This window comes from Ekhidna sp. ABH4_415 (assembly GCF_056161305.1).
On the sequence record NZ_JBSWYW010000006.1, the window covers coordinates 363,269 to 386,017 of the forward strand.

Annotated in this window: 27 protein-coding genes and 1 tRNA gene; 21 read left to right on the plus strand and 7 right to left on the minus strand. The window is 39.6% G+C overall.

Features of this window, described 5'->3' with window-relative positions:
* The first annotated feature begins 2 nt into the window (after positions 1-2).
* From ACXAH9_RS12885 to ACXAH9_RS12910, 6 genes are all read left to right on the plus strand, one after another.
* Complete coding sequence (locus ACXAH9_RS12885) at positions 3-254, plus strand: hypothetical protein (RefSeq protein ID WP_474895267.1); 252 nt, start codon at positions 3-5, stop codon at positions 252-254.
* Positions 255-296: 42 nt separating this feature from the next.
* Positions 297-1,136 (plus strand): acetyl-CoA carboxylase, carboxyltransferase subunit beta, encoded by an 840-nt coding sequence (accD, locus tag ACXAH9_RS12890; protein WP_474895268.1) that lies wholly within the window; start codon positions 297-299, stop codon positions 1,134-1,136.
* Between the two features lie 126 nt (positions 1,137-1,262).
* The gene (gene nqrF, locus ACXAH9_RS12895) at positions 1,263-2,561 is read left to right on the plus strand and encodes an NADH:ubiquinone reductase (Na(+)-transporting) subunit F (RefSeq protein WP_474895269.1); all 1,299 of its coding nucleotides are present in this window, start codon (positions 1,263-1,265) and stop codon (positions 2,559-2,561) included.
* 174 nt (positions 2,562-2,735) lie between these two features.
* Entirely contained in the window at positions 2,736-3,071 is a 336-nt protein-coding gene (locus ACXAH9_RS12900) for a hypothetical protein (RefSeq protein WP_474895270.1), read from the plus strand.
* A gap of 140 nt (positions 3,072-3,211) precedes the next feature.
* Positions 3,212-3,490, plus strand: coding sequence for a hypothetical protein (locus ACXAH9_RS12905; protein ID WP_474895271.1), 279 nt, complete (start codon positions 3,212-3,214; stop codon positions 3,488-3,490).
* Positions 3,491-3,541: 51 nt separating this feature from the next.
* A complete protein-coding gene (locus ACXAH9_RS12910) occupies positions 3,542-4,681 on the plus strand; it encodes a formimidoylglutamase (RefSeq protein WP_474895272.1) in 1,140 nt (379 codons plus the stop codon).
* Here the strand turns inward: ACXAH9_RS12910 and ACXAH9_RS12915 are convergent.
* Both ACXAH9_RS12915 and ACXAH9_RS12920 read right to left on the minus strand, forming a co-directional pair.
* Positions 4,678-4,866 carry a PspC domain-containing protein gene (locus ACXAH9_RS12915; RefSeq protein ID WP_474895273.1) on the minus strand — a complete coding sequence of 63 codons (189 nt, stop codon included), beginning with the start codon at positions 4,864-4,866 and terminating at the stop codon, positions 4,678-4,680. The two genes, ACXAH9_RS12910 and ACXAH9_RS12915, sit on opposite strands and share 4 nt — an antisense overlap.
* A 12-nt stretch (positions 4,867-4,878) precedes the next feature.
* Positions 4,879-5,109, minus strand: coding sequence for a hypothetical protein (locus tag ACXAH9_RS12920; RefSeq protein WP_474895274.1), 231 nt, complete (start codon positions 5,107-5,109; stop codon positions 4,879-4,881).
* Between the two features lie 459 nt (positions 5,110-5,568).
* Between ACXAH9_RS12920 and ACXAH9_RS12925 the strand changes: the two genes are divergently transcribed.
* On the plus strand, positions 5,569-8,835 hold the full coding sequence (locus ACXAH9_RS12925) for a PAS domain S-box protein (protein ID WP_474895275.1): 3,267 nt from the start codon (positions 5,569-5,571) through the stop codon (positions 8,833-8,835).
* Here the strand turns inward: ACXAH9_RS12925 and ACXAH9_RS12930 are convergent.
* Positions 8,819-9,415, minus strand: a complete 597-nt coding sequence (locus tag ACXAH9_RS12930) for a helix-turn-helix transcriptional regulator (RefSeq protein ID WP_474895276.1) — start codon at positions 9,413-9,415, stop codon at positions 8,819-8,821. The genes ACXAH9_RS12925 and ACXAH9_RS12930 overlap by 17 nt on opposite strands.
* A gap of 78 nt (positions 9,416-9,493) precedes the next feature.
* On the opposite strand from ACXAH9_RS12930, the gene ACXAH9_RS12935 reads away from it, so the two are divergent.
* The 9 genes from ACXAH9_RS12935 (at position 9,494) to ACXAH9_RS12975 (ending at position 15,193) form a co-directional block, all read left to right on the plus strand.
* Positions 9,494-10,849, plus strand: coding sequence for a response regulator (locus ACXAH9_RS12935; protein ID WP_474895277.1), 1,356 nt, complete (start codon positions 9,494-9,496; stop codon positions 10,847-10,849).
* On the plus strand, positions 10,836-11,489 hold the full coding sequence (locus tag ACXAH9_RS12940) for a response regulator (RefSeq protein ID WP_474895278.1): 654 nt from the start codon (positions 10,836-10,838) through the stop codon (positions 11,487-11,489). Before ACXAH9_RS12935 ends, ACXAH9_RS12940 begins: the two co-directional genes overlap by 14 nt.
* A 128-nt stretch (positions 11,490-11,617) precedes the next feature.
* The gene (locus ACXAH9_RS12945; protein WP_474895279.1) at positions 11,618-11,959 is read left to right on the plus strand and encodes a hypothetical protein; all 342 of its coding nucleotides are present in this window, start codon (positions 11,618-11,620) and stop codon (positions 11,957-11,959) included.
* A 361-nt stretch (positions 11,960-12,320) separates the two neighbouring features.
* Positions 12,321-12,782, plus strand: a complete 462-nt coding sequence (locus tag ACXAH9_RS12950; protein ID WP_474895280.1) for a hypothetical protein — start codon at positions 12,321-12,323, stop codon at positions 12,780-12,782.
* A 38-nt stretch (positions 12,783-12,820) separates the two neighbouring features.
* Positions 12,821-13,240 carry a SiaC family regulatory phosphoprotein gene (locus tag ACXAH9_RS12955; RefSeq protein ID WP_474895281.1) on the plus strand — a complete coding sequence of 140 codons (420 nt, stop codon included), beginning with the start codon at positions 12,821-12,823 and terminating at the stop codon, positions 13,238-13,240.
* A gap of 158 nt (positions 13,241-13,398) precedes the next feature.
* Complete coding sequence (locus tag ACXAH9_RS12960) at positions 13,399-13,830, plus strand: hypothetical protein (RefSeq protein ID WP_474895282.1); 432 nt, start codon at positions 13,399-13,401, stop codon at positions 13,828-13,830.
* Positions 13,831-13,840: 10 nt separating this feature from the next.
* Entirely contained in the window at positions 13,841-14,398 is a 558-nt protein-coding gene (locus ACXAH9_RS12965) for a hypothetical protein (protein ID WP_474895283.1), read from the plus strand.
* A gap of 33 nt (positions 14,399-14,431) precedes the next feature.
* Complete coding sequence (locus ACXAH9_RS12970) at positions 14,432-14,800, plus strand: LytR/AlgR family response regulator transcription factor (protein ID WP_474895284.1); 369 nt, start codon at positions 14,432-14,434, stop codon at positions 14,798-14,800.
* Positions 14,801-14,893: 93 nt separating this feature from the next.
* Complete coding sequence (locus tag ACXAH9_RS12975; protein WP_474895285.1) at positions 14,894-15,193, plus strand: hypothetical protein; 300 nt, start codon at positions 14,894-14,896, stop codon at positions 15,191-15,193.
* 274 nt (positions 15,194-15,467) lie between these two features.
* Here ACXAH9_RS12975 and ACXAH9_RS12980 read toward each other — a convergent pair.
* A tRNA-Arg gene (locus ACXAH9_RS12980) sits at positions 15,468-15,541 on the minus strand.
* A gap of 260 nt (positions 15,542-15,801) precedes the next feature.
* On the opposite strand from ACXAH9_RS12980, the gene ACXAH9_RS12985 reads away from it, so the two are divergent.
* Complete coding sequence (locus tag ACXAH9_RS12985) at positions 15,802-16,524, plus strand: outer membrane beta-barrel protein (RefSeq protein ID WP_474895286.1); 723 nt, start codon at positions 15,802-15,804, stop codon at positions 16,522-16,524.
* Here ACXAH9_RS12985 and ACXAH9_RS12990 read toward each other — a convergent pair.
* Complete coding sequence (locus ACXAH9_RS12990; protein WP_474895287.1) at positions 16,521-17,027, minus strand: hypothetical protein; 507 nt, start codon at positions 17,025-17,027, stop codon at positions 16,521-16,523. The two genes, ACXAH9_RS12985 and ACXAH9_RS12990, sit on opposite strands and share 4 nt — an antisense overlap.
* A 104-nt stretch (positions 17,028-17,131) precedes the next feature.
* Positions 17,132-18,568: an RNA polymerase factor sigma-54 gene (rpoN, locus tag ACXAH9_RS12995; protein ID WP_474895288.1), complete on the minus strand. Its 1,437-nt coding sequence runs from the start codon at positions 18,566-18,568 to the stop codon at positions 17,132-17,134.
* A gap of 151 nt (positions 18,569-18,719) precedes the next feature.
* Between rpoN and asnS the strand changes: the two genes are divergently transcribed.
* The 4 genes from asnS to ACXAH9_RS13015 are packed head-to-tail and all read left to right on the plus strand — an operon-like array spanning position 18,720 to position 21,733.
* The gene (asnS, locus tag ACXAH9_RS13000) at positions 18,720-20,174 is read left to right on the plus strand and encodes an asparagine--tRNA ligase (RefSeq protein WP_474895289.1); all 1,455 of its coding nucleotides are present in this window, start codon (positions 18,720-18,722) and stop codon (positions 20,172-20,174) included.
* 55 nt (positions 20,175-20,229) lie between these two features.
* Complete coding sequence (locus tag ACXAH9_RS13005) at positions 20,230-21,048, plus strand: sterol desaturase family protein (protein WP_474895290.1); 819 nt, start codon at positions 20,230-20,232, stop codon at positions 21,046-21,048.
* A gap of 46 nt (positions 21,049-21,094) precedes the next feature.
* Positions 21,095-21,328, plus strand: a complete 234-nt coding sequence (locus ACXAH9_RS13010; RefSeq protein ID WP_474895291.1) for a ribbon-helix-helix domain-containing protein — start codon at positions 21,095-21,097, stop codon at positions 21,326-21,328.
* Positions 21,329-21,733, plus strand: a complete 405-nt coding sequence (locus ACXAH9_RS13015) for a PIN domain-containing protein (RefSeq protein WP_474895292.1) — start codon at positions 21,329-21,331, stop codon at positions 21,731-21,733. It abuts the gene before it with no gap.
* A gap of 7 nt (positions 21,734-21,740) precedes the next feature.
* On the opposite strand, the gene ACXAH9_RS13020 is transcribed toward ACXAH9_RS13015, so the two are convergent.
* Positions 21,741-22,749: ABC transporter permease (locus ACXAH9_RS13020; protein WP_474895293.1), on the minus strand; the 1,009-nt coding region annotated here is incomplete at its 5' end.

A 22,749-nucleotide genomic window follows, 5' to 3' on the forward strand; every position in this document is an offset into this window, starting at 1 on the left:
GCATGCTAAAGATAATTATCATATTAATCCTTATTGGATATGTCTTTTATCGGGTGTCCTCTTTTATCTTTTCCGGACTATTTGGTGGTTTTAACAGGCACCAGCAGTTTGGTAATGGTCAAGCTCATTATTCGAGGAGGTCTAGAAAAGCACCTGATTCCAATTTAAATATTGATAATATTCCTAATAATAGATCGAAGAAAGATGATAATTATAGTGGCGGGGAATATGTCGATTTTGAGGAGGTAAAATAAAATTATCATTTAGCTTTGCTGATTCACTGAGAAAGAATTCGAATGGCGTGGTTTAAGCGACAAAGCAAGGGAATACTCACCAAGACGGAAGATAAAAAAGAGGTACCTGATGGCCTCTGGTACAAGACCCCAAGTGGTAAGATCATCCACATGCGGGAGTTGAAAAACAACTCCTATGTATGCCCAGATGATGATTACCACGTACGTATTGGGTCAAAGGAGTATTTTGAAATATTATTTGACAACAACAAGTTTACCGAGTTGGATGAGGATCTGACTTCTGGTGATCCACTCAAATTTGAGGATACCAAAAAGTATCCGGATCGGATCAAAGCAACCCAAAAGAAAACGGGATTGAAAGATGCTGTGCGTAGTGCTACAGGTAAAATGAACGGAATAAGTATCGTGGTTGCTTGTATGGACTTCTCATTCATTGGCGGATCTATGGGGTCTGTAGTAGGGGAGAAAATCGCTCGAGCGATCGATTATTCATTAAAGAACAAGCTTCCTTTTCTTATGATCTCCAAGTCAGGAGGTGCCAGAATGATGGAAGCTGGATTCTCGTTGATGCAGATGGCCAAAACTTCTGCAAAACTTGCGCTGCTATCAGAGGCGAAGATTCCTTATATCTCACTTTTAACAGACCCAACCACGGGAGGTGTTACCGCATCTTATGCAATGCTGGGTGACTTCAACATTGCTGAGCCAGGTGCCCTCATCGGGTTTGCGGGTCCACGGGTGATTCGTGAAACGATTGGGAAAGATCTCCCTAAAGGTTTTCAAAGTGCGGAGTTTGTGCTGGATCATGGCTTCCTTGATTTTATCGTGGATAGACGCCAGTTGAAAACAAGACTAACCACCCTACTAAAAATGTTGGATTAAACAACATTTTACCTAATCAACATGTTAAAAAAGCAAGAGCGAAAAAAGGTTCTTATTATCGGTGAATATGGTGTCATAGATCAACTATATTTGCCCTGATTTTTTAAATAAAAAGGTTTTAGACATATGTCTTCAATTGTCATTACTTCAATCATCGCCTTCACAGTATTAATACTTCTATTGGTTTTAATTCTGTTGGTAGCGCAATCCAAGTTAGTACAGTCGGGTCCGGTAAAGATTACCGTAAATGGTGATTCCGATAACCCTATGGTCACTCAAGCTGGCTCAACCCTACTTTCTACACTTTCGCAAAAGAGCGTTTTTCTTCCATCTGCTTGTGGTGGTGGAGGTACTTGTGCAATGTGCAAGTGTAAAGTGATCGAGGGTGGTGGAGATGTCCTTCCAACAGAAGTAGGTCACCTAAGCCGCTCTGAGCAGAAGGAAAATGTTCGATTAGCATGCCAGGTGAAAGTAAAAAATGACATGGAGATTGAGATTCCTGAAGAAATCTTCGGGATCAAAAAATGGGAAGCTACGGTTGTTAGAAATTACAATGTGGCCTCTTTTATTAAAGAATTTGTAGTAGAGCTACCGGAGGAGATGGATTACGAAGCTGGAGGATACATCCAGATCGAAGTACCTAAGTGCGAGGTAGACTTTAAAGATATTGACATCACCGCTCACCCTGATGAGCACCCTGGAGCTCCGGATAAGTTTCAATTGGAGTGGGATAAGTTTGGACTATGGGATCTGAAAATGAAAAATGATGAAACCATAGAGCGAGCATATTCTATGGCTTCTTATCCTGCAGAAGGAAGAGAGATTATGTTGAATGTGCGTATTGCAACCCCGCCGTGGGATAGAGCTAAGAACACCTGGATGAATGTTAATCCTGGTATAGCATCATCTTACATCTTTGGGTTGAAGAAGGGAGACAAAGTGACTATTTCAGGGCCTTATGGTGAGTTCTTCATCAACCCATCAGAAGCAGAAATGCTTTATGTAGGAGGTGGAGCAGGTATGGCTCCTATGCGATCACACCTGTATCACTTGTTTAAGACTCTTAAGACGGGAAGAAAGGTGAGCTACTGGTACGGAGGAAGATCTAAGCGTGAGCTGTTCTATTTGGATCACTTCTACGATCTGGAAAAGAAATTTCCGAACTTCTCCTTCCATATCGTACTTTCTGAACCATTGGAAGAGGACAACTGGAAAGCTAAAGAGAGCATGGAAGATGAAGGAGATGGGTTTACAGGTTTTGTGCACCAGGCGGTAATCGATCATTATCTGAGTAAGCATGATCAACCGGAAGAAATTGAGTTGTATTTCTGCGGGCCTCCATTGATGAACCAGGCGGTACAAAAAATGGGAGAAGATTTCGGAATCCCTGATGAAAATATCCGTTTCGATGATTTCGGAGGATAAAAAAGATTTAATGAAACAAATTAAGCCTTACAGAAATGTGAGGCTTTTTTTATGCTATTTGAAAAATACGCATTTCGCTTAGAGCGATTTCGGTATTTCACTAATTTTTAAAATAGCTCTTATTCGCAACTTTGTAGTGTGATAAAAATGAAAACAAAAAATTAAAAATCAGTTATGCCAAAGGTTATCCTAGTTTTAGCATTCGCATTTTCAGGTCTATTAGCCAGAGAAGAAGATCCTATCAATTCAAAAAAACTTCCAGTCATCAATTTTTCTCAAACCGCAATTGATTTCGAAAGTGGGCAACCTGTTTTTTCTAAGCAAACAATGGCCACACTGAATGTTCAGCGACCGGGTTCCGTCAGAGTTATCATCAATGATGCTGTTGACACTATTGTCAACAAAAAAGAAATCGAATTATCATCCCTGGTTGAGTTTTCGGAAGGGACATATACTGTTTTGATTCAAGGAAAAGATTACGAGGAAACTTTCGGGTTTACGATACGATAAAACATCACATAAGAGCAATTAAATGCCCCGCAGAGATGCGGGGCATTTTTTTTAGGTGAATTACGCATTTATCTAAATCAGAAAATCACTCGTGTATGCGGCGGTAGGAGCTTCTACTTTTGATCCAAGCAACTTTAAAAATGAAGCGCTTAACGATCATATTTCTTTTAAGTTTTACCAGTTGGGTTAATGGATTTCACAGTTCCAAAGAAGCTAAGTCCCTTCCGCTAACAAAATCGGTATGGAGTCAACAATTTGCTAAGGTTGATTTCATGAAGAAATATGAAATTGATGGAGTTTTTGTATTCCGCGTAGACTCCCTGAACTTTGTTGATGACCTCATATATTCAAATGCAGGGGGGGTCATATTACATGATAATTCAATTGAGACTTATCGGGTATCTACTTCTCCCTTTTAAGCAGGGATGTATTATTACTCATGTAATATTTATCTATACTATTTTAGCTAAATGGACTTAAAGCTGTTTTTCAATCCAACTGAAGTCGACGTAGATAAGGACGCTACATCTTTTCAATCATCCATTTACATCAATCGCCATAAAATGCCTGATCATGAGGGTATGGATATGGCACTTATTGGCTTGTGCGAGTATCGAGGTGAAAATGAAAAAGCTGATACTAAATCTGCTGACGAGGTTAGAAAGCAGCTTTATGGGTTGAAAAAAGGCTTTGGAGATTACGGTATTGTTGATCTGGGCAATTTCCGAAATGGTCCTACGCTGGAAGATACCTATTTGAGGTTAAAAGAGGTTTGTGGGTATTTGATGGAAAAAGATATTGTGCCCATACTATTTGGAGGTAGTCATGATCTGGATCTTGGTCAGTACTATGGTTATGAGTCTGCTGATAAGCTGGTTTCTGTTTTAAATATTGACAACTCAATGGACTTTGATGATGATCAATCACCGGCAAAAGGGCATGTAGGAACCATTCTGAAGCATAGCCCCAACTATTTGTTCAGCTATTATCACCTTGCCTATCAGAGCTACCTTACAGATCAGAAATCAACTGAGTTGGTGGAAAGGCTTTCTTTTGAAGCCGTGAGGCTAGGGGTTGTAAAAGAAAATATTAAGGAGATTGAACCAATCGTGCGGGACGCTGATATGCTATCTTTTGATATGTCTGCATTGCAGGCTTTTTATGCCCCTGCTGCTTCAAATGCCAAAGTGTACGGCCTCACAGGAGAGGAAGCCTGCCAGCTGACTTGGTATGCGGGACAAAATGAAAAGATGAGCTCCATCGGGCTTTACAATTATGATGCTTCGCAAGATTCAAAGGATAGAAAGACAGCCTTTGTGATGAGTACAATGATCTGGTATTTTGTTGAAGGGTATTACCACAGAAAGGGAGATAAGAATTTTAAATCCAATGATTATCTCATGTACGAGGTGCATCTTGGAGGTGAGCCCGAAACAATACGTTTTTATAAAAGTAAACTGTCTGAGCGGTGGTGGATGGAAGTTCCAAACCCGGAAGCAGAAGGACTATTCAATCGCAATAGAATGATTGCTTGTAATTACAGCGATTATGACCTTGCTTTAAAAGGAGAACTTCCAGATCGATGGATGAACTTTTACAATAAAGTTTAGTAGCGTGGTGGCATGACAATCCACAAGATAATATAGACAAGAATTCCAGGGAATCCGATACTTGCAATTGATAAGAGGATATAGGCAATCCTCACCATTGTAGGATCCCAACCAAGGTATTCCGCAATGCCTGCACATACTCCCCCAAGCATTCGATCATTTGATCTGAATAATCGTTTTGTCATTTCCATTCTTCTTTAGTTTAAAGATGAGATTTTTTTGTGAAATTCTTTAAAACTGATCTTACCAATTTGGTCTAAAAAGGTTTTGGGAGTTTTGGCATCAACGTTCTGAATATTGGTCGGTTGGCTTAACAAGTCTGCAGAGTAAAGTGACTTAGCATTGAGCGTAAGCAGACATGCTAGTATAATGCCCAATAAGATGAGCAGCGTACGGTTAAGTCTGGTATGTGTTCGGTTGGTTGCCATGAGTTGTATTGTTATCAAAGCTTGTGCCAAAACATATAAACATTTAAATATCAGCTATTTAACACAGCATCTATCTTCAATAGTGTACATCATCGAACAGGTAATTAAAGAGAGTGAACACTTGCTGATTTTGATAAGATCAGCATCCTTTAGAAAGAAATGGGCATAAAAAAAGGTACCTCCTCCGAGGCACCTAATCACCTAATCACACTGCTGAACGCATTGTCTTTTTTAAGATAGCGATTCGCTAACCCATTTATTTTTTTTGTTAAGCAATTATTGCTTTTACTTAACTCATACAAATAGACTACTAAATGACTCTATTATGAGTTGGTGTTAACGAGGAAATTGATTTAGTTAAAATGCTTACATGATAAACCATGTGCTATTTCTTTAAATCTTTACGTTGAATTCTAATAATTTTATCTTGTAAAGATCGGCTTACCAGCTATTTATATTTTGGATACTCATTTGCACATATCTCACGAGGATTTACTGGAAAGCATACCATTCGGTGTGATTCAGGTAGACCTTTCTGGCAAGGTGGTTTATGCCAATGAATCTGCCTGTAAACTGTTGAATCATGATAATAAAATTGATCTCTTTGGTCTACACTATGAGGCGTTCTCTACCGATCAAACCAACCAAAACGGTAAAATACTAAAGCATGATGATCATGCGCTTTCTAAGGTGCTGTCCGAAGAGAAAACGGTATCATCAAATGTACAAAGTATAAAGGTCGGTGGAAGGCGAAAGTGGTTCTCTATTAGTGCTGCGCCAGTTTATGATGAGGACAATCAATTGGTTGGTGGTATTGCCAGCTTTTCTGATGTCACCGAAAAGATTGAGCTGGAGAAGAAACAGATTGAGGAGTCAGCCAGGTATAAGATACTAGTAGAGAATCTCAATGGAGTAGTTTGGGAAACTTACCTAGGCACAAAAACATTTTCGTATATAAGCCCCAGGGCCAAAGACTTGTTGGGCTTCCCCAAGGAGGATTGGTTGAAGGAAGGATTCTGGCAATCTAGAATTCACGAAGCTGACAAAAAGCGAGTGCTTGCCTATGAAGACAAGAAAATTGCAGAGGCTAGCCATTACGAATTGAAGTATCGGTTGGTCCATATGAATGGGAAGGTAATTTGGGTACGTGATTTGGTGGAGGTTGTCAAAGATCAGGATGGAAAACCGCACCTTTTAAGAGGTATTACTCTTGATATAACAGACACTCAGATATCGCGGCATCTGTTGAGGGAGAGCGAAAAGCGATACAAGCAGATGATTGATGAAGCCCCCTATGCCATTACCATTTATGATAAAGAGGGAACGCTAATAGCAGCAAACTCTAAGTGCGCGGATTATTGGATGGTAGACCTTAAAGCATACATCGGAAAGTTCAATATTTTCAATAATGATCTATTCGTAAAAGATTCGCAAAAAGCATTAATCAAAAAGGCTTTCAACGGTGAGCGAGGTGAAATCACCACTGATGTTCCTCTTCTACATGTAGGGGGTTCTAAACGAAGCTATCACCTAAAATACTATCCACTGTTTGATGCAAACGGTGAGCTGGAAAACGTGATTTACTTCACGGAAGACATTACAGGTCTTAAAGAGGCGGAGCGTAAGATCAAACAAGAAGAATCGCTGAAGCAAGGAGTTCTTGACGCCTTGGATGAAGGGATACTTGTGGTGGATGAAAAAGGGATCATTATTGGATTAAATAGAAACTTTAAAATCTATGTCAAGAAGCAGCCTTATGAAGAACTTGCAATTGGCAAATCTGTTTTTGACTTCATTCAATTTTTTGATGAAAGAGATTATCTGAAGAATGGTTTTAAAGCTATTCTGGATCGGGAAATGAAAGTGCTAGACCATGAGATGAAACTTGCTGATGGCAAATGGTATAACCTTAGAGCCACTCCACTGAATGAGCCTTTTGGTGCGGTAATAGCCTGGCAAAACATCAACACCCGAAAGGAGATAGAAATAGCTTTGGAGCGATCACTCAAGAAGTATCGAAATATCTACAACAAAGCTCCGGTCATGATGCACTCTATTAATAATAAGCTAGAGATAATAAGTGTGAGTGATTTCTGGCTGGAGAAAATGGGCTATGAACGAAATGAGGTGATTGGAAAAACTCCAATAGATTTCATGACTGAGGACTCAATGATTTCTGTCGCGACTAACCTCAAAAAACTTTTTCAAGAAGGAGAAGCGAGAAATGTTGAATATCGTTTTGTGAAGAAAAACGGAGAAGTGATGGACGTGATTTTGTCTGCAGTTTCTGAATACGACGAGGAAGGGAGCTTTGAGCGTTCGATCACTGGTATGCTGGATGTCACGGACCTAAAGGCCGCAGAAAGGAAACTACAGGATAGCCAGTTTAAACTGCTGGAATCCCAACGTATTTCCAAAATAGCCAATTACGAATATGATGTAACGACAGGGAATTTTATTCCATCTGAGGAAATGACTTCAATGATGGGCTTTTCAAAATCAGATCGGCATGTTTCAATAATAGAGAAACTCATCCACCCGGAAGACCTGAAAGAGTTTAGTCAAAAGTTGGAGAAATGCATAAAGGAAGGAAAAGATTTCTACCAACTCTATCGTATCCACCATTTAAAAACGAAAATGCTAAAGTGGATTTCTGGGAGAGGGAAGATGATAAAAAATGAGGCAGGGCAAGTTGTGCGGATGATCGGTACTGTACAGGACATTACAGAGCAAAAACATGCGGAAGAGAAAATTAAGCGACTCACAGATCGAGTTCTTCTAGCAGCGGAGATAGCTAATCTGGGTGTATGGGAATATGATAGAGAAACCGATGAGATCTTCTGGGAAGATCAAATGTATTCGATTTTTTCTGATGCAACAGAACCATTAGCTGTGGAAGGGCTAAAGAAATATTTTTTAAGTGACGGAGAAAAGGTAATTGAGAATAGCCTGAGAATGATAAAGAAAGGGATCAACTTTCTGGAGTCGGATTTTCGTGTAAATGTCCAGGGAGAGGAGAAGTACCTACGTGCCTTCACCAGGATATTACGTGACGTCAACACTAAAGTAAAAGGAATGGTAGGCGTGATTTATGACATTACGGCTGATAAACGATTACAAATGCAGCTTGAATCGTCTCTCGAAGAGAAGAACATCCTAATCAAAGAAGTGCATCATAGGGTGAAGAATAACATGCAGTTGATATCCTCCATCATGGCACTCAAATCTTACGATCTGGATGATGACAAATCAAAGGCGATTTTCAATGAAATTAATGACAGGATCAAAGCTATGTCTGTCATTCATGACAAGCTATATAAGTTCTATAACGTATCTGAAATTGATATTGCAGAATATCTGCGTCACATTGCCAGTGAACTACAAGTGTTGCAAGGGTCTTCCGGTATTACAATCGATGTGAAAGCAACTAAAGCAATACTGGATGTTGAGAAAGCACTGCTTATTGGGTTGATGGTTAGTGAAATGGTGAGTAATGCCATCAAGCACGGACTCCAAAAAGATCAGGTTGGAAAAGTGACCATTCACTTTGGTAAAAAGGAAAAGAAACTACTTCTTCGGGTGATCAATGATGGTAAGAAAATAACCGCCGATATGCTGGAAAGTAAAACAGGCCTGGGAATTTCCTTAATTAAGACATTTGTGAAACAACTTGAAGGAACCCTTGAGTTGGACGAACAGGAAAATGGGCTTAAAGTAATTTTCTGAATGTAGCAGAATAATCAATCAGTGTTTGGATCAATCCACTCGTGGTTTTAGTGTCAATTTTCCGCATAATATTCCCTTTATGCGCATTTATCGTTCTCACGCTCAAGTCTAGCTTTTTAGCTATTTCTTCATTGGTCATGTCCTGCATCATCAGCTGCAATATCTCATTTTCTCTTTCTGTCAGAGATCTAACCCGTTCAGCAGTTTCGTTAGCCTTGTTTGAGAAAAGCATGCTAATCATAGTCTCATTGTAGAAGATGTCTTTTTGAAGTGCAACTTGAATCGTTTTCAAAATATCAGATGCTTCCATGTCAAGAGCTATGATGCCGTTAACATCAAACCTAGATGTGTATTGAATCAATAGTGGACGTAGGTCAAAGGCGAAGAGGATCGTAGGAATATCAGAATGGTATGGCGCCATCTCTTCCGGAGAAATTGTTTCGGAATCTATGATGACCAAATCTATTTTCTGACTGAAATTTGGGGCCATAGAAAGAGTATTGGGACAGATTTCATCCAACAGAAGGAAAAGGTAGTTGGCCAGTGATGTATTCTTTGATACGATGAAAATTTCACTCATTTTGAATAGTGTTTCTAGTCACTTGCAATTGTAATATCTGATAAAATCTTATAAATTGATAGTAATCGACGCGAACCTATGGGAAAAATTTTAGTTGCGGAAGACTCGCTAATTGTTAATCAGCACATCAAACATGCATTGGAGTCTGGAAATCATGAAGTAATTTCAGTTTACTCTGGTAAAGAGGCAGTATCAGCAGCATCAGACGAAGTTCCAGATCTGATATTGATGGATATCATGATGGAAACCAATTCTGATGGGATTGATGCTGCGTTTGAAATCAAACAGAGCCTTGATATTCCCATTATTTTTCTTACCGCTCTTACAGATGAACCCACCATTGAAAAAGCAAAGTTCAGTCTTCCATATGGATATGTAGTAAAACCATTTAACGAAGCGGAGTTACTTTCAAATATTGATGTTGCTCTTTACAAAGCTCAGGCAGAAAAAAAGATAAAAGATAACAGTGAGCTTTTTCAGGCGATCATTAATTCCATTGATAAAGCAATTTTTCTTTTAGATGCTGAAGGAAATATTAAATACACAAACTCAGTGGTAGAGTCGATAACCTCCAGGTCATTTGATCAGCTTATGGACCGGAATATTAATCAGATTCTGAGTTTTACTGATGGTAATGGTGCGAGACAGGAAGATATAATGACTATGGATAACGACTCTGAAAAAGAGTTGATATTAGGTGATACTGAAAAAGTATTTGGCGACTTCTATTCACACAAAGTATCACTGGATGAGGAATACACACTGTTGTTTTTCAAGGATATTACAGAGCGTGTAAGAATAAGAGAAGCTAACGAGGATATGAAAAACCGGAGGCTTCTTTCTTTTATTGAAGGTCAGGAAAAGGAAAGAGAGCGGATAGCACGAGATTTACATGATGGAGTTGGCCAAATTGCTAATATGATTAAGCTGGCGGTAAAAAAAGGTGATTCAGGGGATGAACTTGCAGATATGGTAGATCAGTTTTTGGATGAGATGAGAAAAGTCACTGATGGTCTGCTGCCTACACTCTTAAGCGATTTTCCAATAGATGTTTGTTTAAAAAAAATTGTAGATCAGGCAAACAAAAGTTCAAATATTCTATTTGAATTTCATGCGGAAGATCTTCCTGAACTCGATATGAAACACAAAGTAAACATCTATAGAATTTCCCAGGAAAATATTTCCAATATTATAAAACACTCCAATGCTAAAACTGCATCAATACAATTATATGGTTTTGACAGGCATATTCAAATGACAATCGAAGATGATGGAGATGGGTTTGAAATTGGCTCCTATACCGATGATACTTCCCATCATGGAATACAGAATATCTTATTTAGGGCGGAAGTTTTAAATGCAGAGTGTAATATTGACGCAAAGAAGGGTTCCGGTACTTTTATTAGCTTAAAGATTCCTTATGAAAAAGACTAAACTATTTCTTGTTGAAGATCACGAATTGGTGCGGAAAGGTGTCCGCAGCATTATTGATATGGATCAGTCTATTGATATCATAGGTGAATTTGACCGTGCCACAAAAGCTATTGAAGCAATGAATGAAGGCAATATCCCTGATATTATTTTAATGGATATTTCAATGCCTGAAATGACCGGACTTGAAGCCTCAAAGCTAATTGGTGAAAAGTATCCGGATGTTCGAATCATTGTTCTCAGCATGTATAAAGATGAAGAGTATGTAATGGAGGGTCTTAATTTTAATATCGCAGGTTACGTAGTAAAAGACAGTGTTGCAGATGAAATATTGGTAGCCATTGAGAAAGTTAATGACGGAGGAAAATTCTTCAGTAGGGAGGTTATAGACACTGCGCTCAATTCATACAAAGAGATTAAAAAAGAAAAGAAAAAAGTTGAAAGCGTCCAACTTACCAAACGGGAAATTGAAGTGCTAAATGATATCTCTGATGGACTAAAGAGTCAGGAAATTGCAGAAAAACTTTTCATTAGTGAACGAACAGTAGAGGCTCATAGAGGTAACATAATGAAGAAATTGCATGCTAAGAATATGGCAGAACTAATTAAAAAAGCAATGAACCTGGGACTCATAAAGCCTTGATTATAGTGATAATGACTAACTGAACAGTCGTATTTTCCTGAGGCAAACTTCACTCAATTCAACAATATATTTGATATATATGTATCTGAGGTATAGTGGTTTGCAATTGTACTCAGGAAAGAGGAGCCATGGTCATTTCTAGAACTCACCAAAAAATCAACACATTAAAGGGGTTAATCCCGGGAGGATTTGTATTTGTTTTGGATACAACAGATCGCTCATTTCTTTTCAAATCAAGAGAGAGTCCGGATTGTGAGCAGCGAGTGATCTCACTGGATAAAATCTACGGAATAGACACATTAACAAAAACCGTAAATTTTTATCACCATGAAGATGATACCTCACTTGTAAAAATTTGCCGAATTGGAGAGAATACCTTTTTAGGGCTTTGTGCCCCCAAGAGAAATATTTCCCAGGATCAATGGGATAAGGCAGAAGACTTCTTACGTCTTGCAGTACATGAAGTCTGATTCAGATAAAGATAATGCTATGAATGTTTCTGTACCAGATTAAATATATTAAGATCTCAGGATTAAATGACTTCATTCTAGACGCGTAATCTCCGCATAAGCAGAAAACCGCTTTTCATCACTCCCACCTTTAGCCAGATACATCTGATTACCTTTATTTCTTCTTCATAAAAAACCGTAGTTGAGGATCCGTATTTTCTTCTGTGTGATTCTCGTACCAACCTAAGTACTTCCCCGATACGCATCTCGCGGACTTTTTTGCGCGATTTTCTGAATCTTTTCAAACACGGAATTTACTCTCACACAGGGATAGGCTTTTTCTGACTTTTGAATTATCAAAACAAACAAAACAGTGATGAAAATGAAAAAGCCACTTCTATTCCTTGTCCTACTGCTGCTAATAATGAGCATGGCCTCAGCACAGAAAGTAATTGTAAGAACATACATAGAAAAGACCCATATGAGCCCTAAAACAGGTACAGCGATTGGTTTTGAGAACAAATTCCAATGGGAGTATGGAGCATTTTTCCAGGAAGCATCACTAATGGAGTCATTTATGATGACAGAAGAGGAATTGGAAGCGCTCCCTCATGTATATGAAAAAGAATTTGCAGGAGTATACTTCGCAGTGCCAATCATCTCCCGAGAGCAGTTTGTTGTAAAAGCTAATGTACGTACGGGAATGTCCAATGGTGAAAACTTCGTGATTACACCATCTGTACTGGCAGATTTTCAGCCTATGAAGCACATCCGTATCGGTATGGGAGTAGGCTCAAGAGCCTTTCGGCCAACACTACAAGCTTCCGTTGCACTTTCATTCTAATTAAAACATTCTCTAGGTATCCTTAAAATTTTATTGTCATGAATGCTCAAAAGATCACTTATAGTCCCCAAAAAGAAGGTTCTCCATTAAGAGTGGTTAGAGACGACCTGAAAGTATTCAATGTACGCTTCATGGGGTCTCTTAATCTGATCACCGCAGTGGGATGGAGCATCACTGATGATGCATGGGTTAAATACTGCCAGATGTTAGCAGATATCGAATCCCATCTAAAGAATAACGAAGAATTGAAAGTTTACTTCAAGCTAGAGTTAATGAATACTTCATCGGCCAAGTATCTATTCCAGGTGATAAAGCGACTAAATGAGGCGCATGCATCTGGAAAAAAAGTAAAAATCTACTGGAGTTGCTCTTCTACTGACTATAGTAGTGAAATGCTAGAGACAGGATTAGATATGTCAGGTATGTGTGAATTCAGCTTTCAGATTACCGAAGCATAGGACTTTTATGTACGGATTACATGACATTAAAAATCCTTCTGCGTATTTCCCGTAAATGGCTAGGTACTTCCCTGATTCCTCTAAAACACGAAATTCCCTCTTAAATAGGTTAAACCATTTTCTGACCTTTGAACCATCAAACAAACACAAAACAAGAAATGAAAAAGCTACTCATCTTATCCCTACTGCTAGCGATAATGGCTTATTCTGGCAAAGCTCAAACACTCACCGGACAGTCCTATTTACAAAATACTGTGATGGGCCTCCAAAAAGGATTCGGCTTGAGAATCCAAACAAACAAAGGCCTTGGGATTGGTTTGGTGCACCAGTCAAACTTAAGATCCACAAATGAAGGAATCAATGAGAAGTATCCATTCTATGGAATAGAAACAGTGGTACCTCTGACCAAATGTGGTAATATGCGATTCTTCCTTACGCCTAAAGCAGGATTTGTAAATGATGATTTTTTCGTTCTGATTCCGGAGGTTGAGACAGAGATTAAAATCACAGAAAGATTATCAGCCGCAATCACAGCTGGTATACGTGCAAGAGAATCTTCCACCGGAATAAAATTATTGGTTCACCTATAATCACTCAGAAATGTATAAGCTATTTACAATCACACTCATTGTATCGCTATTTTCATGTGAGCCAGCTATGGAGGACCCCTATGAAAATTTCATTATACCGGCTGGAAAGCATGACAATGGCTGGAAGATGCAGTCACTGCAGTCTAAGACACTGAGCTTTTCGGCTATTTTCGACCAGTCAGCGATCTATGAAACAGCTACCGTAGAAAATCAGCACGATATTAACAAGCTCATGGGCTTTTCGGATTGTAATTCAATGCACCACGAAAATAGCGCCCGCTTTGGATGGAGATGGCTGGAAGGCAAGCTGGAAATACACGCCTATACCTATGTAAATGGCGATCGAATCACAGCCTACATTGGTGATGTAGAGCTAAACAAACCAACTGATTACCAGCTGCAGATCACGACAGATCATTATGTCTTTTATCTACAAGGATATGATCCGGTACGAATCAAAAGAGGAACAACCTGTAGCAAAGGACTTTATTATATGCTGTATCCCTACTTCGGTGGGGATGAGGTTGCACCGCATGATATTCTCATTCAGATATTGACAAAATATTAAAAACATAAACTGAGAACTTAAATGATGACCACCATGCAAGTACTGAAAACAGAAACACCGAACATAAAAGATCAAATTGATCGGTTTGAAGGAAGCATTTTCCTGAATGTAGGCAGACAAATCCAACGAATTTCATTGAAGAGTATTGATTACATAAAGGGATACGGAGACTACATGAAGGTAAAGTGTAAGGAGAAGAGTCATACGGTACATATTACCATGAAGAACCTTCAAAAGACCCTTCCTGCATCTGATTTTTACCGGGTCCACAAATCATACATAATCCGATTAGACAAAATTGAAAGCTTGTCATCTTCTCATGTGAAGATTGATAACGCTCACATTCCGATAAGTAGAAACAATAAGCAAGAATTGCTTTCACTTATCCCCTTGGTAAAATAAGTATATGTTTTTTGGTGGTTAGTAATGGAGTGGCTCAGAGGTGAGTCACTCTTTTTTTATCATTTGCATTTTCGAGTTTGAATAATAATTTAAATGAATCCTCTTAGGCCTTATATGTCTGAGTATGATACCAGAATAGGTGCCAAAGTGAAGGTCGCTTTTATGGATGCTACAGGAGAATCTTTCAATGAGCCAATCATTGTGGATGGTTCCGTCTCAGTAGGTAGAGTAGATATTGTCATGATTGACAATCAATCAGCTTATGTGAGTTGGCTTGACTTAGAGGATGAAACTTCGCTTACCAAATTTAGAAAAGTATCAATAGATGGTTCTTTGGGTAATCCGGTGGTTGTATCTAAGACCAGTGCATCAAGAGGAAGTGGATTTCCTTAGGTGGAAGTGATTGATGGTACATTATATTTCGCATGGACCAATGTTGAGGAAGACAAAACTTCAGTTTTGATGAAAAAGAAAGTTTTGTAAACTGAAGAAAGGCTAGCATGTGCTAGCCTTTTTTCAAGTGAACTCGGAGGGATTACTCATACGCACATTCATTCCGCACATCCCCTAGTGAATTCCACTGCGTTCCATTTCGAACCCCATGGGGTTCTCATCCCCAATCCCTATAAATAAAAAAACCAGCACGAGGCTGGTCTTTTAATTTATGTGAACTCGGAGGGATTCGAACCCCCAATCTCCTGGGCCGTAACCAGGTGCATTATCCAGTTGTGCTACGAGTCCAACAGGAGCGCAAAAGTAACAATTATGCTTTAAAATTTTCGTTACTGCTCCATGATTCTATCTTTGCCGAAATTTTTCTTGAACGGCTTTTTATCATTTAACATTCATTAAGAACAAAAACGAGGAAAAAGCCGCTTCTTTGCAGCAAAATCATAAAGCACATATGAAATGAGCATAAATATTCGGAGGCGCAATATTCCAACCGCTTTGAATGTTTGATGCGAATTCCATATTTGCCAATAAAAAATAACTACATACACATGAAATATATAGTTGGAGCACTTTTAGCACTTATTTTATTTAATGCAAGCGCACAAGAGGAGGGTGGATTAAAGCGTCCGGATATCCCTGGAGAACTAATGGTTGATGTTGGCTTCAACGTATGGACATCAATGCCCGGTCCTTTAAAAAGAAGAACATGGTCTTCCAAGTCAATAGGACTTTATTATACAAAAAGGAAAGCCCTCAGTGGTAAACTATCATTCAATTACGGTATTGGCCTTGGACTTGAAAAGATGAGCCTGGGGGATTCATCTACTTTGGCAAGTGCTGTTCTTGATGACAATGGAACTACTGCGACAGATGATGATTTTATTCAGTCAGTTTTAATAGTTCCGAACCCTGAGAACTTTAGCAAAAACAAGCTGGCGACAACCTATTTGGATATTCCTGTAGAGTTTAGGTTCCATCCATTTGGCACGGAAGATGGGGAGGGGCTCTTTATTGGAGCTGGTGGTATTGTGGGGCTCAGACTCAATGCACACACCAAATGGAAATATGATAACAACGGCGAAACTGTGAGAGAGAAAACTTCCGGAAAATTTAATCTGAACTCATTTAGATACGGGTATCAAATACGTGCAGGATTTAGAGGTATTCATTTTTTCTATAAGAGATATGTCTCTGATGTATTCAAAGATCCATTCCCAAGCGGGGAAAGCCCGGTCATGACAACCGTAGGTATCAATGTTACAGGATTCTAAAGAAAAATAATGATGATCAGGAAGCTGTACACAAATCCAAGTATGGCTCCTGACCATACTTCTTTTGGTTGGTGATAACCCAGATAAAGTCTGCTGGAGCATGTAAGTCCCGCCGCGATGATAAGCCCAAAATAGTACCACCCAAGATTAACAGCCATGGTCACCATTAGTGCTGTGATAAACCCAACACCGCTCCAGATGGCGGTTGCGTGTATACTAATCTTGAACCAAATGGTGATGATAAGTAGTGCTATAATCAGTGCAGAAACACCAATCATAACTGTCATAAAAACAGGTCCCATCTCCAGCTTGTCTGCAAATAGGTAGGAAGATGCCACGTAATAAAAAGCGATAAAAATAAATGGTCTTAATCGTTCTGTTCGTTTAGTCAGCTCCAGGTTGGATATGTATGCAAAAGTCCTTAAAAGAAAGATACTGAGTGCAGGCATAAGGCATGTCGTAATAAACACTACCAGCACAAACTCCGGAATTACTTGTGGCATTACTCGCGGAAATAGCTCGGGGGATTTAGTGAATAACATGGCGCTGAGATAGGTTGCCATTAAAAGTGGGTGGAAAACCACCGAGATTATCTTCATCAAAATTTTCAAAGTTCTTTTCTGAGGCGTGCCACAGGTATGTTTAGCTGCTCCCTATATTTTGCTACGGTACGTCGGGCAATATTGTAGCCACATTCCTTCAGTGCTTTTTCCAGCTTTTCATCGGATAATGGCTTTGATTTATCCTCTGCTTCTATAAATGATCGGAGTTTGTTTTTCACCTCACGGCTACTTACATCTTCACCTGATTCGGTAGAAATGCCCTCGGAGAAGAAATATTTTAGCGGAAACACACCAAACTCTGTTTGTACGGATTTGCTGCTCGCTACTCTGGAAACCGTTGAAATATCCATGTTAATCCGCTCAGCAATATCTTTCAAAATCATCGGCTTGAGCTTGCTTTCATCTCCCTCCAAAAAGTATTCGTATTGGAAGTCAACAATGGCTTGCATGGTATTTAACAGGGTTTGTTGTCTTTGACGGATAGCGTCGATAAACCACTTCGCAGAGTCCAGCTTTTGCTTAATAAAAGAAACGGTCTCTTTCAGTTTCTTATCCTTTTTGTCACTCTTATCGTATGCCTGTAGCATTTCTGAATATGAACGACTGACTTTCAACTGAGGTGCATTTCGTGAATTAAGAGATAATTCCAGCTTGTCATCATTATTGACCAAAATAAAGTCAGGTATGATATACTGTGTTTTGGCCACCTCATCCCCAGTACCTCCCGGTTTAGGATTTAGTTTGGTTATCAAATAAATGGCTTCCCTCAGAAGCTCTTCATTTTCTAGTCCTAGCTTTTTTGCTATTTTGTCATAATGCTTTTTAGAAAATTCATTGAAGCAGCTTTCAATAATCCTTTTTGCTGTCTGCACGATCTCACTGTCCTCATCTTTTCTATCCAGCTGAAGCGAAAGGCATTCCTGTAAATTTCTGGCTCCAATACCTGCCGGGTCAAAATTTTGAATTTTGTATAGCAGACTTTCAAGCTCTTCCTCATCTGTTTCCACTCCTTGAGAAAAAGCCAGATCATTTACAATTGCCTCGAGCTCTCTTCTGATATAGCCATCTGAGTCAATGCTACCAATCAACTGGCGGCCAAGAATTTCCTGGCGCTCATCCAGTTTGAGATACCCTAGCTGTGAGATCAGGTGTTCATGTAAAGATTTTCCGACTGAAATAGGACTTTCCTTGTCTTCTTCATCAGGATTTCTACCATCTCCCTGCATTTTATATCCGGCATAGTCGTCTTGTAGATAATCTTCAATGCCTTCAGTAGTACTCTCATACTCATCCTCATATTCGTCCGGTTGCTCATCCGCTTCCTTCTCTTCCTTGCCCTCTTCAAGTGCAGGATTTACTTCCAGCTCTTCCTCCACACGCGCCTCCAGCTCTGCTGTTGGTACCTGCAAGAGCTTGATGAACTGTATCTGCTGCGGAGACAGTTTCTGCTGTAGTGATTGAGTTAATGAGAGTTTTTGCATTCTTTAAGTCCTGGTTGTCTGGCCCTGAGCAAGCTCATGGGCCTTTATAGTTACTAAAGTCTATGCTTAGAGGCAAGCCTAAAAGCATAAGACCTCACTATGTGAGTCAAAAATATCACATTCGTTACTTTTGCCGCGCAAATATTTAACGATGGTGGACAAAATTAGAAGAACAAAAATCAGGCAAATTCTGGAGGAAGGAAAATCCGGAGCGGAATTATGTGTAAAAGGATGGGTGCGGACAAAGCGTGAAAGTAAGAATGTTGCTTTTGTTGCGCTAAATGATGGTTCTACCATTAACAACTTGCAGCTGGTTTTGGATGTACCAAAAACGAATGAAACAACGCTCAGAAAAATCACCACAGGTGCCAGTATTTCAGCAACTGGCAAATTAGCTGAATCTCAGGGGGCTGGTCAGTCGGTTGAGTTGCTGGTTGAAAACATTGAGGTATTAGGAGAGGCGCATCCGGATGAATATCCCTTACAGCCGAAAAGACACTCGCTTGAGTTTCTTAGAGAGATCGCTCATCTGAGACCAAGAACCAACACTTTTGGTGCAGTATTCAGAGTTCGCCATCAGATGGCTTATGCGCTGCATACGTTCTTTCATGAGAAAGGATTTTTATATCTGCATACACCTATCTTAACTGCATCAGATGCAGAGGGTGCAGGCGAAACATTTAAAGTGACGACACTGGATTTGAACAACGTGCCAAAGACAGAGAATGGTCAGGTAGATTATAAGCATGACTTTTTTGAGAAAGAAACCAATTTAACCGTATCAGGTCAACTGGAGGGCGAGTTGGCTGCATTAGCAGTTTCTGAGATCTATACATTCGGGCCTACTTTCCGCGCTGAGAACAGTAATACTACGCGTCACCTGGCGGAGTTTTGGATGGTGGAGCCGGAGATGGCCTTCTACGATTTGGATGATAACATGGATTTGGCAGAAGAGATGCTTAAATACATGGTGCGCCACGCACTAGAACATTGTCAGGATGATCTGGCTTTTCTTAACAAGCGACTACAAGACGAGGAGAAGCAAAAACCTCAGAACCAACGAAGCGAAATGACGCTCCTAGAACGTTTGGAATTCGTTGCGGAAAATGATTTTGAAAGAGTTTCTTATACAGAAGCCATTGAAATCCTAAAGCGTTCTAAACCAAATCAAAAGAAAAAATTTCAGTATCTAATTGAAGAATGGGGGGCAGATCTGCAGTCTGAGCATGAGCGTTTTCTTGTTGAGAAACACTTTAAGAAGCCAGTAATTCTTTACAACTATCCTAAAGACATCAAAGCATTCTACATGCGTCAAAATGATGACGGAAAAACGGTAGCGGCTATGGACGTGCTCTTTCCGGGAATAGGAGAAATAGTAGGGGGCTCACAGCGTGAGGAACGTAGTTCTAAGCTGGAGGAGCGTATGAAGGAAATGGATATTCCGAAAGAAGAGCTTTCGTGGTACCTCGATACACGAAAGTTTGGAACGGTACCTCATAGTGGATACGGACTGGGATTTGAGCGAATGATCCAGTTTGTGACGGGCATGGGCAATATCAGAGATGTGATTCCATTCCCACGCACGCCTGGTAATTGCGAATTTTAGAACAATCGATTTATTGCTGCTGTTGTATATTCGTTATCGGATTAAGCAGTAAGTGATGGAGAATTTTCTAAATTATTTTGCTGAGCTGACAACCATCCAAAAAATCATTTGGGTTGGTATATGCCTGGCGTTCTTTTTTATTTTGGAGAATTTCATTCCTCTTGTGAAGCATGACTATAAGCGTTTGCGACACGATGGGGTGAATATGTTTTTCTTCGTTTTCCTGATGATTATCAATGTGATCTATGGAGTAGCGCTTGTGGGTGCTACAAAATGGACGTCACAGGCAGAGTTTGGAGTTCTCAACTGGTTTGAGATGCCCGTTTGGCTTGGATTACTGATCTCATTTGTCGCGCTTGATTTAGTATCACAATATTTTGCACACTTTCTGCTGCATCGTGTGAAATGGATGTGGAAACTTCATTTGGTACATCACAGTGACACGAAAGTAGATCTCACTACTGGTGTACGTCAGCATCCTATTGAGTTTGTGTTGAGGGAGGCATTGGCACTTGCTACGTTTATTTTATTTGGCATGCCGGTCGCTTATTATCTGTTTTACAGAATCATCACGATTTTCTTTACTTACTGGACACACGCAAATATCAGCTTGCCGAAATGGTTAGATAAGGTATTGAGTTACATCATTATTACTCCTAACACACATAAGTTCCACCATCATTTTGAACGTCCATGGACGGATACCAATTTCGGCAATGTGCTTTCCATTTGGGATCGGATGTTCGGTACGTTCACCTATGACGACCCATCCAAAATCAAATACGGCCTTGACGTGACTGACCCAAGCAAAGACGAAGACATCAAGTATCAGCTTGGACTTCCATTTAATAAGTCAATCAAAACAGATTATTAGGATTTTTCGTACCAAAGAATATATTATAACATAATATATTTGTGCGATGAACTTATCCATTTACTTACCCAATAAGTTAAAAGAACAGTTTGAAGCCTATGTTCAAAACAAAGGAATTTCTCGAAGTGCTGCTTTTAGAAAAGCTATCGAACTTCTTTTGAAGCAAGATAAAAATACATCATGGGGCAAGTGGATGAATGAGTTTGAAAGTGATCCTTCATTAGAGCCATTTGAGAAATCAAGAGATCAATTAAAGACTCCAAATAAAGATATTTTTTAAGTGAATTACCTTCTAGACACCTGTGTGGTTAGTGATTTTGTAAAAGGAGATAAAAACACATTTAAAAAACTGCAATCGCTTTCTCCACTTCAAGTAAAAATCTCAGCTATTACTGCTTACGAGTTACACTATGGCGTTTTGAAGAATCCCAACCTAAAGAAAGGAATCAAAGAAGCGGTACTAGGATTTATAAAGGATGTAGAAGTTCTTGCTTTTAAGGCGAAAGAATCAATAACTGCAGCTAAAATCAGGGTAGGCCTAGAGAAAGATGGAAAACCCATCGGTCCATATGATGTTTTAATTGCTTCAATCGCTTTGGAAAATGACCTAATCCTTGTTACTTCCAATATTGGAGAGTTTCAAAGAATTCCCTCACTAAAAATGGAAAATTGGAGAGAAGGCTAGCCTTCTCTCACTCATATTTCAAGGTCTCTACCGGATTGATGGCCGATGCTTTCATAGCATGATAGGCTATAGTAACTATTGAAATAATAAAGGTAACAAGCCCGGCCAGGATAAATGGCCAGAGCGCAAAATCTACCCGGAATGCAAATCCATTGAGCCACTCATTTACCAAATAGTAGGATAGAGGGATTGCAATCAAGAATGCAATGCCAATCAAAAGCATAAACTCCTTGGATAATAGCATGAGGATTTGAGAGGTATTGATGCCGAGCACTTTTCTTACACCGATCTCTTTGGTTCGCTGCTCTACACTGAAGGTAGCAAGTCCAAAAAGTCCAAGACAGGCTACCAGAATAGCTAACATCGAAAAAATCAAAGTCACACTACTCAGCTTTTGTTCCGATTTGTAAGAGTCATTCAGTCTGTCATCGAGAAAAAAGAAGTCAAACGGGCGCTCGGGTAGTACAGAAATCCAGGCTTTTTCTAAATCCGAAATGGCGGCCTGCATTTGCTTGCCTTCAATTTTTACTGCTACGTATTTAATGAAGAGATTAAATGCTTCGGGACGGGTATTTAATGTGATTACAAGCGGAGCAATCGGGTGGTGTTTGGAAGCAAAGTTGTAGTCTTCCACCACACCCACTATTTGGCCTTTAAGTTCACCGCTAAAGTTGAATCGTTTGCCAACAGCTGTTTCAGCACTTTCCCATCCCATGCTTTTGACCAGTGTCTCATTCACTATCAAAGCGAGCGAGTCGTCAGTCTGAATTGCTTCATCATAAGCTCTGCCTGCTGCCAGGGGGATATTCATAGTCTCAACGAAATCATGTCTCACATTGAACCTTGGAAAGGGTTTCGATTTGTCCATGCCTTCAAACGTATAGTTACCCACCTGGAATTTCGCACCTACTATTTCTTCCACTGCGGTCATGGATTTAATATGAGGGCTCTGTAAGGCAGCAGTTTTGAAATTTTCATAATGATTTCCCATGGGTGACTGGATCACTGGTACCATT

Coding starts and splice junctions, on each gene's coding strand:
- ACXAH9_RS12885 (WP_474895267.1), top strand. CDS start 3: ATGCTAAAGATAATTATCATATTAATCCTTATTGGATATGTCTTTTAT.
- accD (WP_474895268.1), top strand. CDS start 297: ATGGCGTGGTTTAAGCGACAAAGCAAGGGAATACTCACCAAGACGGAA.
- nqrF (WP_474895269.1), top strand. CDS start 1,263: ATGTCTTCAATTGTCATTACTTCAATCATCGCCTTCACAGTATTAATA.
- ACXAH9_RS12900 (WP_474895270.1), top strand. CDS start 2,736: ATGCCAAAGGTTATCCTAGTTTTAGCATTCGCATTTTCAGGTCTATTA.
- ACXAH9_RS12905 (WP_474895271.1), top strand. CDS start 3,212: ATGAAGCGCTTAACGATCATATTTCTTTTAAGTTTTACCAGTTGGGTT.
- ACXAH9_RS12910 (WP_474895272.1), top strand. CDS start 3,542: ATGGACTTAAAGCTGTTTTTCAATCCAACTGAAGTCGACGTAGATAAG.
- ACXAH9_RS12915 (WP_474895273.1), bottom strand. CDS start 4,866: ATGACAAAACGATTATTCAGATCAAATGATCGAATGCTTGGGGGAGTA.
- ACXAH9_RS12920 (WP_474895274.1), bottom strand. CDS start 5,109: ATGGCAACCAACCGAACACATACCAGACTTAACCGTACGCTGCTCATC.
- ACXAH9_RS12930 (WP_474895276.1), bottom strand. CDS start 9,415: ATGAGTGAAATTTTCATCGTATCAAAGAATACATCACTGGCCAACTAC.
- ACXAH9_RS12935 (WP_474895277.1), top strand. CDS start 9,494: ATGGGAAAAATTTTAGTTGCGGAAGACTCGCTAATTGTTAATCAGCAC.
- ACXAH9_RS12940 (WP_474895278.1), top strand. CDS start 10,836: ATGAAAAAGACTAAACTATTTCTTGTTGAAGATCACGAATTGGTGCGG.
- ACXAH9_RS12945 (WP_474895279.1), top strand. CDS start 11,618: ATGGTCATTTCTAGAACTCACCAAAAAATCAACACATTAAAGGGGTTA.
- ACXAH9_RS12950 (WP_474895280.1), top strand. CDS start 12,321: ATGAAAAAGCCACTTCTATTCCTTGTCCTACTGCTGCTAATAATGAGC.
- ACXAH9_RS12955 (WP_474895281.1), top strand. CDS start 12,821: ATGAATGCTCAAAAGATCACTTATAGTCCCCAAAAAGAAGGTTCTCCA.
- ACXAH9_RS12960 (WP_474895282.1), top strand. CDS start 13,399: ATGAAAAAGCTACTCATCTTATCCCTACTGCTAGCGATAATGGCTTAT.
- ACXAH9_RS12965 (WP_474895283.1), top strand. CDS start 13,841: ATGTATAAGCTATTTACAATCACACTCATTGTATCGCTATTTTCATGT.
- ACXAH9_RS12970 (WP_474895284.1), top strand. CDS start 14,432: ATGCAAGTACTGAAAACAGAAACACCGAACATAAAAGATCAAATTGAT.
- ACXAH9_RS12975 (WP_474895285.1), top strand. CDS start 14,894: ATGAATCCTCTTAGGCCTTATATGTCTGAGTATGATACCAGAATAGGT.
- ACXAH9_RS12985 (WP_474895286.1), top strand. CDS start 15,802: ATGAAATATATAGTTGGAGCACTTTTAGCACTTATTTTATTTAATGCA.
- ACXAH9_RS12990 (WP_474895287.1), bottom strand. CDS start 17,027: ATGCCACAAGTAATTCCGGAGTTTGTGCTGGTAGTGTTTATTACGACA.
- rpoN (WP_474895288.1), bottom strand. CDS start 18,568: ATGCAAAAACTCTCATTAACTCAATCACTACAGCAGAAACTGTCTCCG.
- asnS (WP_474895289.1), top strand. CDS start 18,720: ATGGTGGACAAAATTAGAAGAACAAAAATCAGGCAAATTCTGGAGGAA.
- ACXAH9_RS13005 (WP_474895290.1), top strand. CDS start 20,230: ATGGAGAATTTTCTAAATTATTTTGCTGAGCTGACAACCATCCAAAAA.
- ACXAH9_RS13010 (WP_474895291.1), top strand. CDS start 21,095: ATGAACTTATCCATTTACTTACCCAATAAGTTAAAAGAACAGTTTGAA.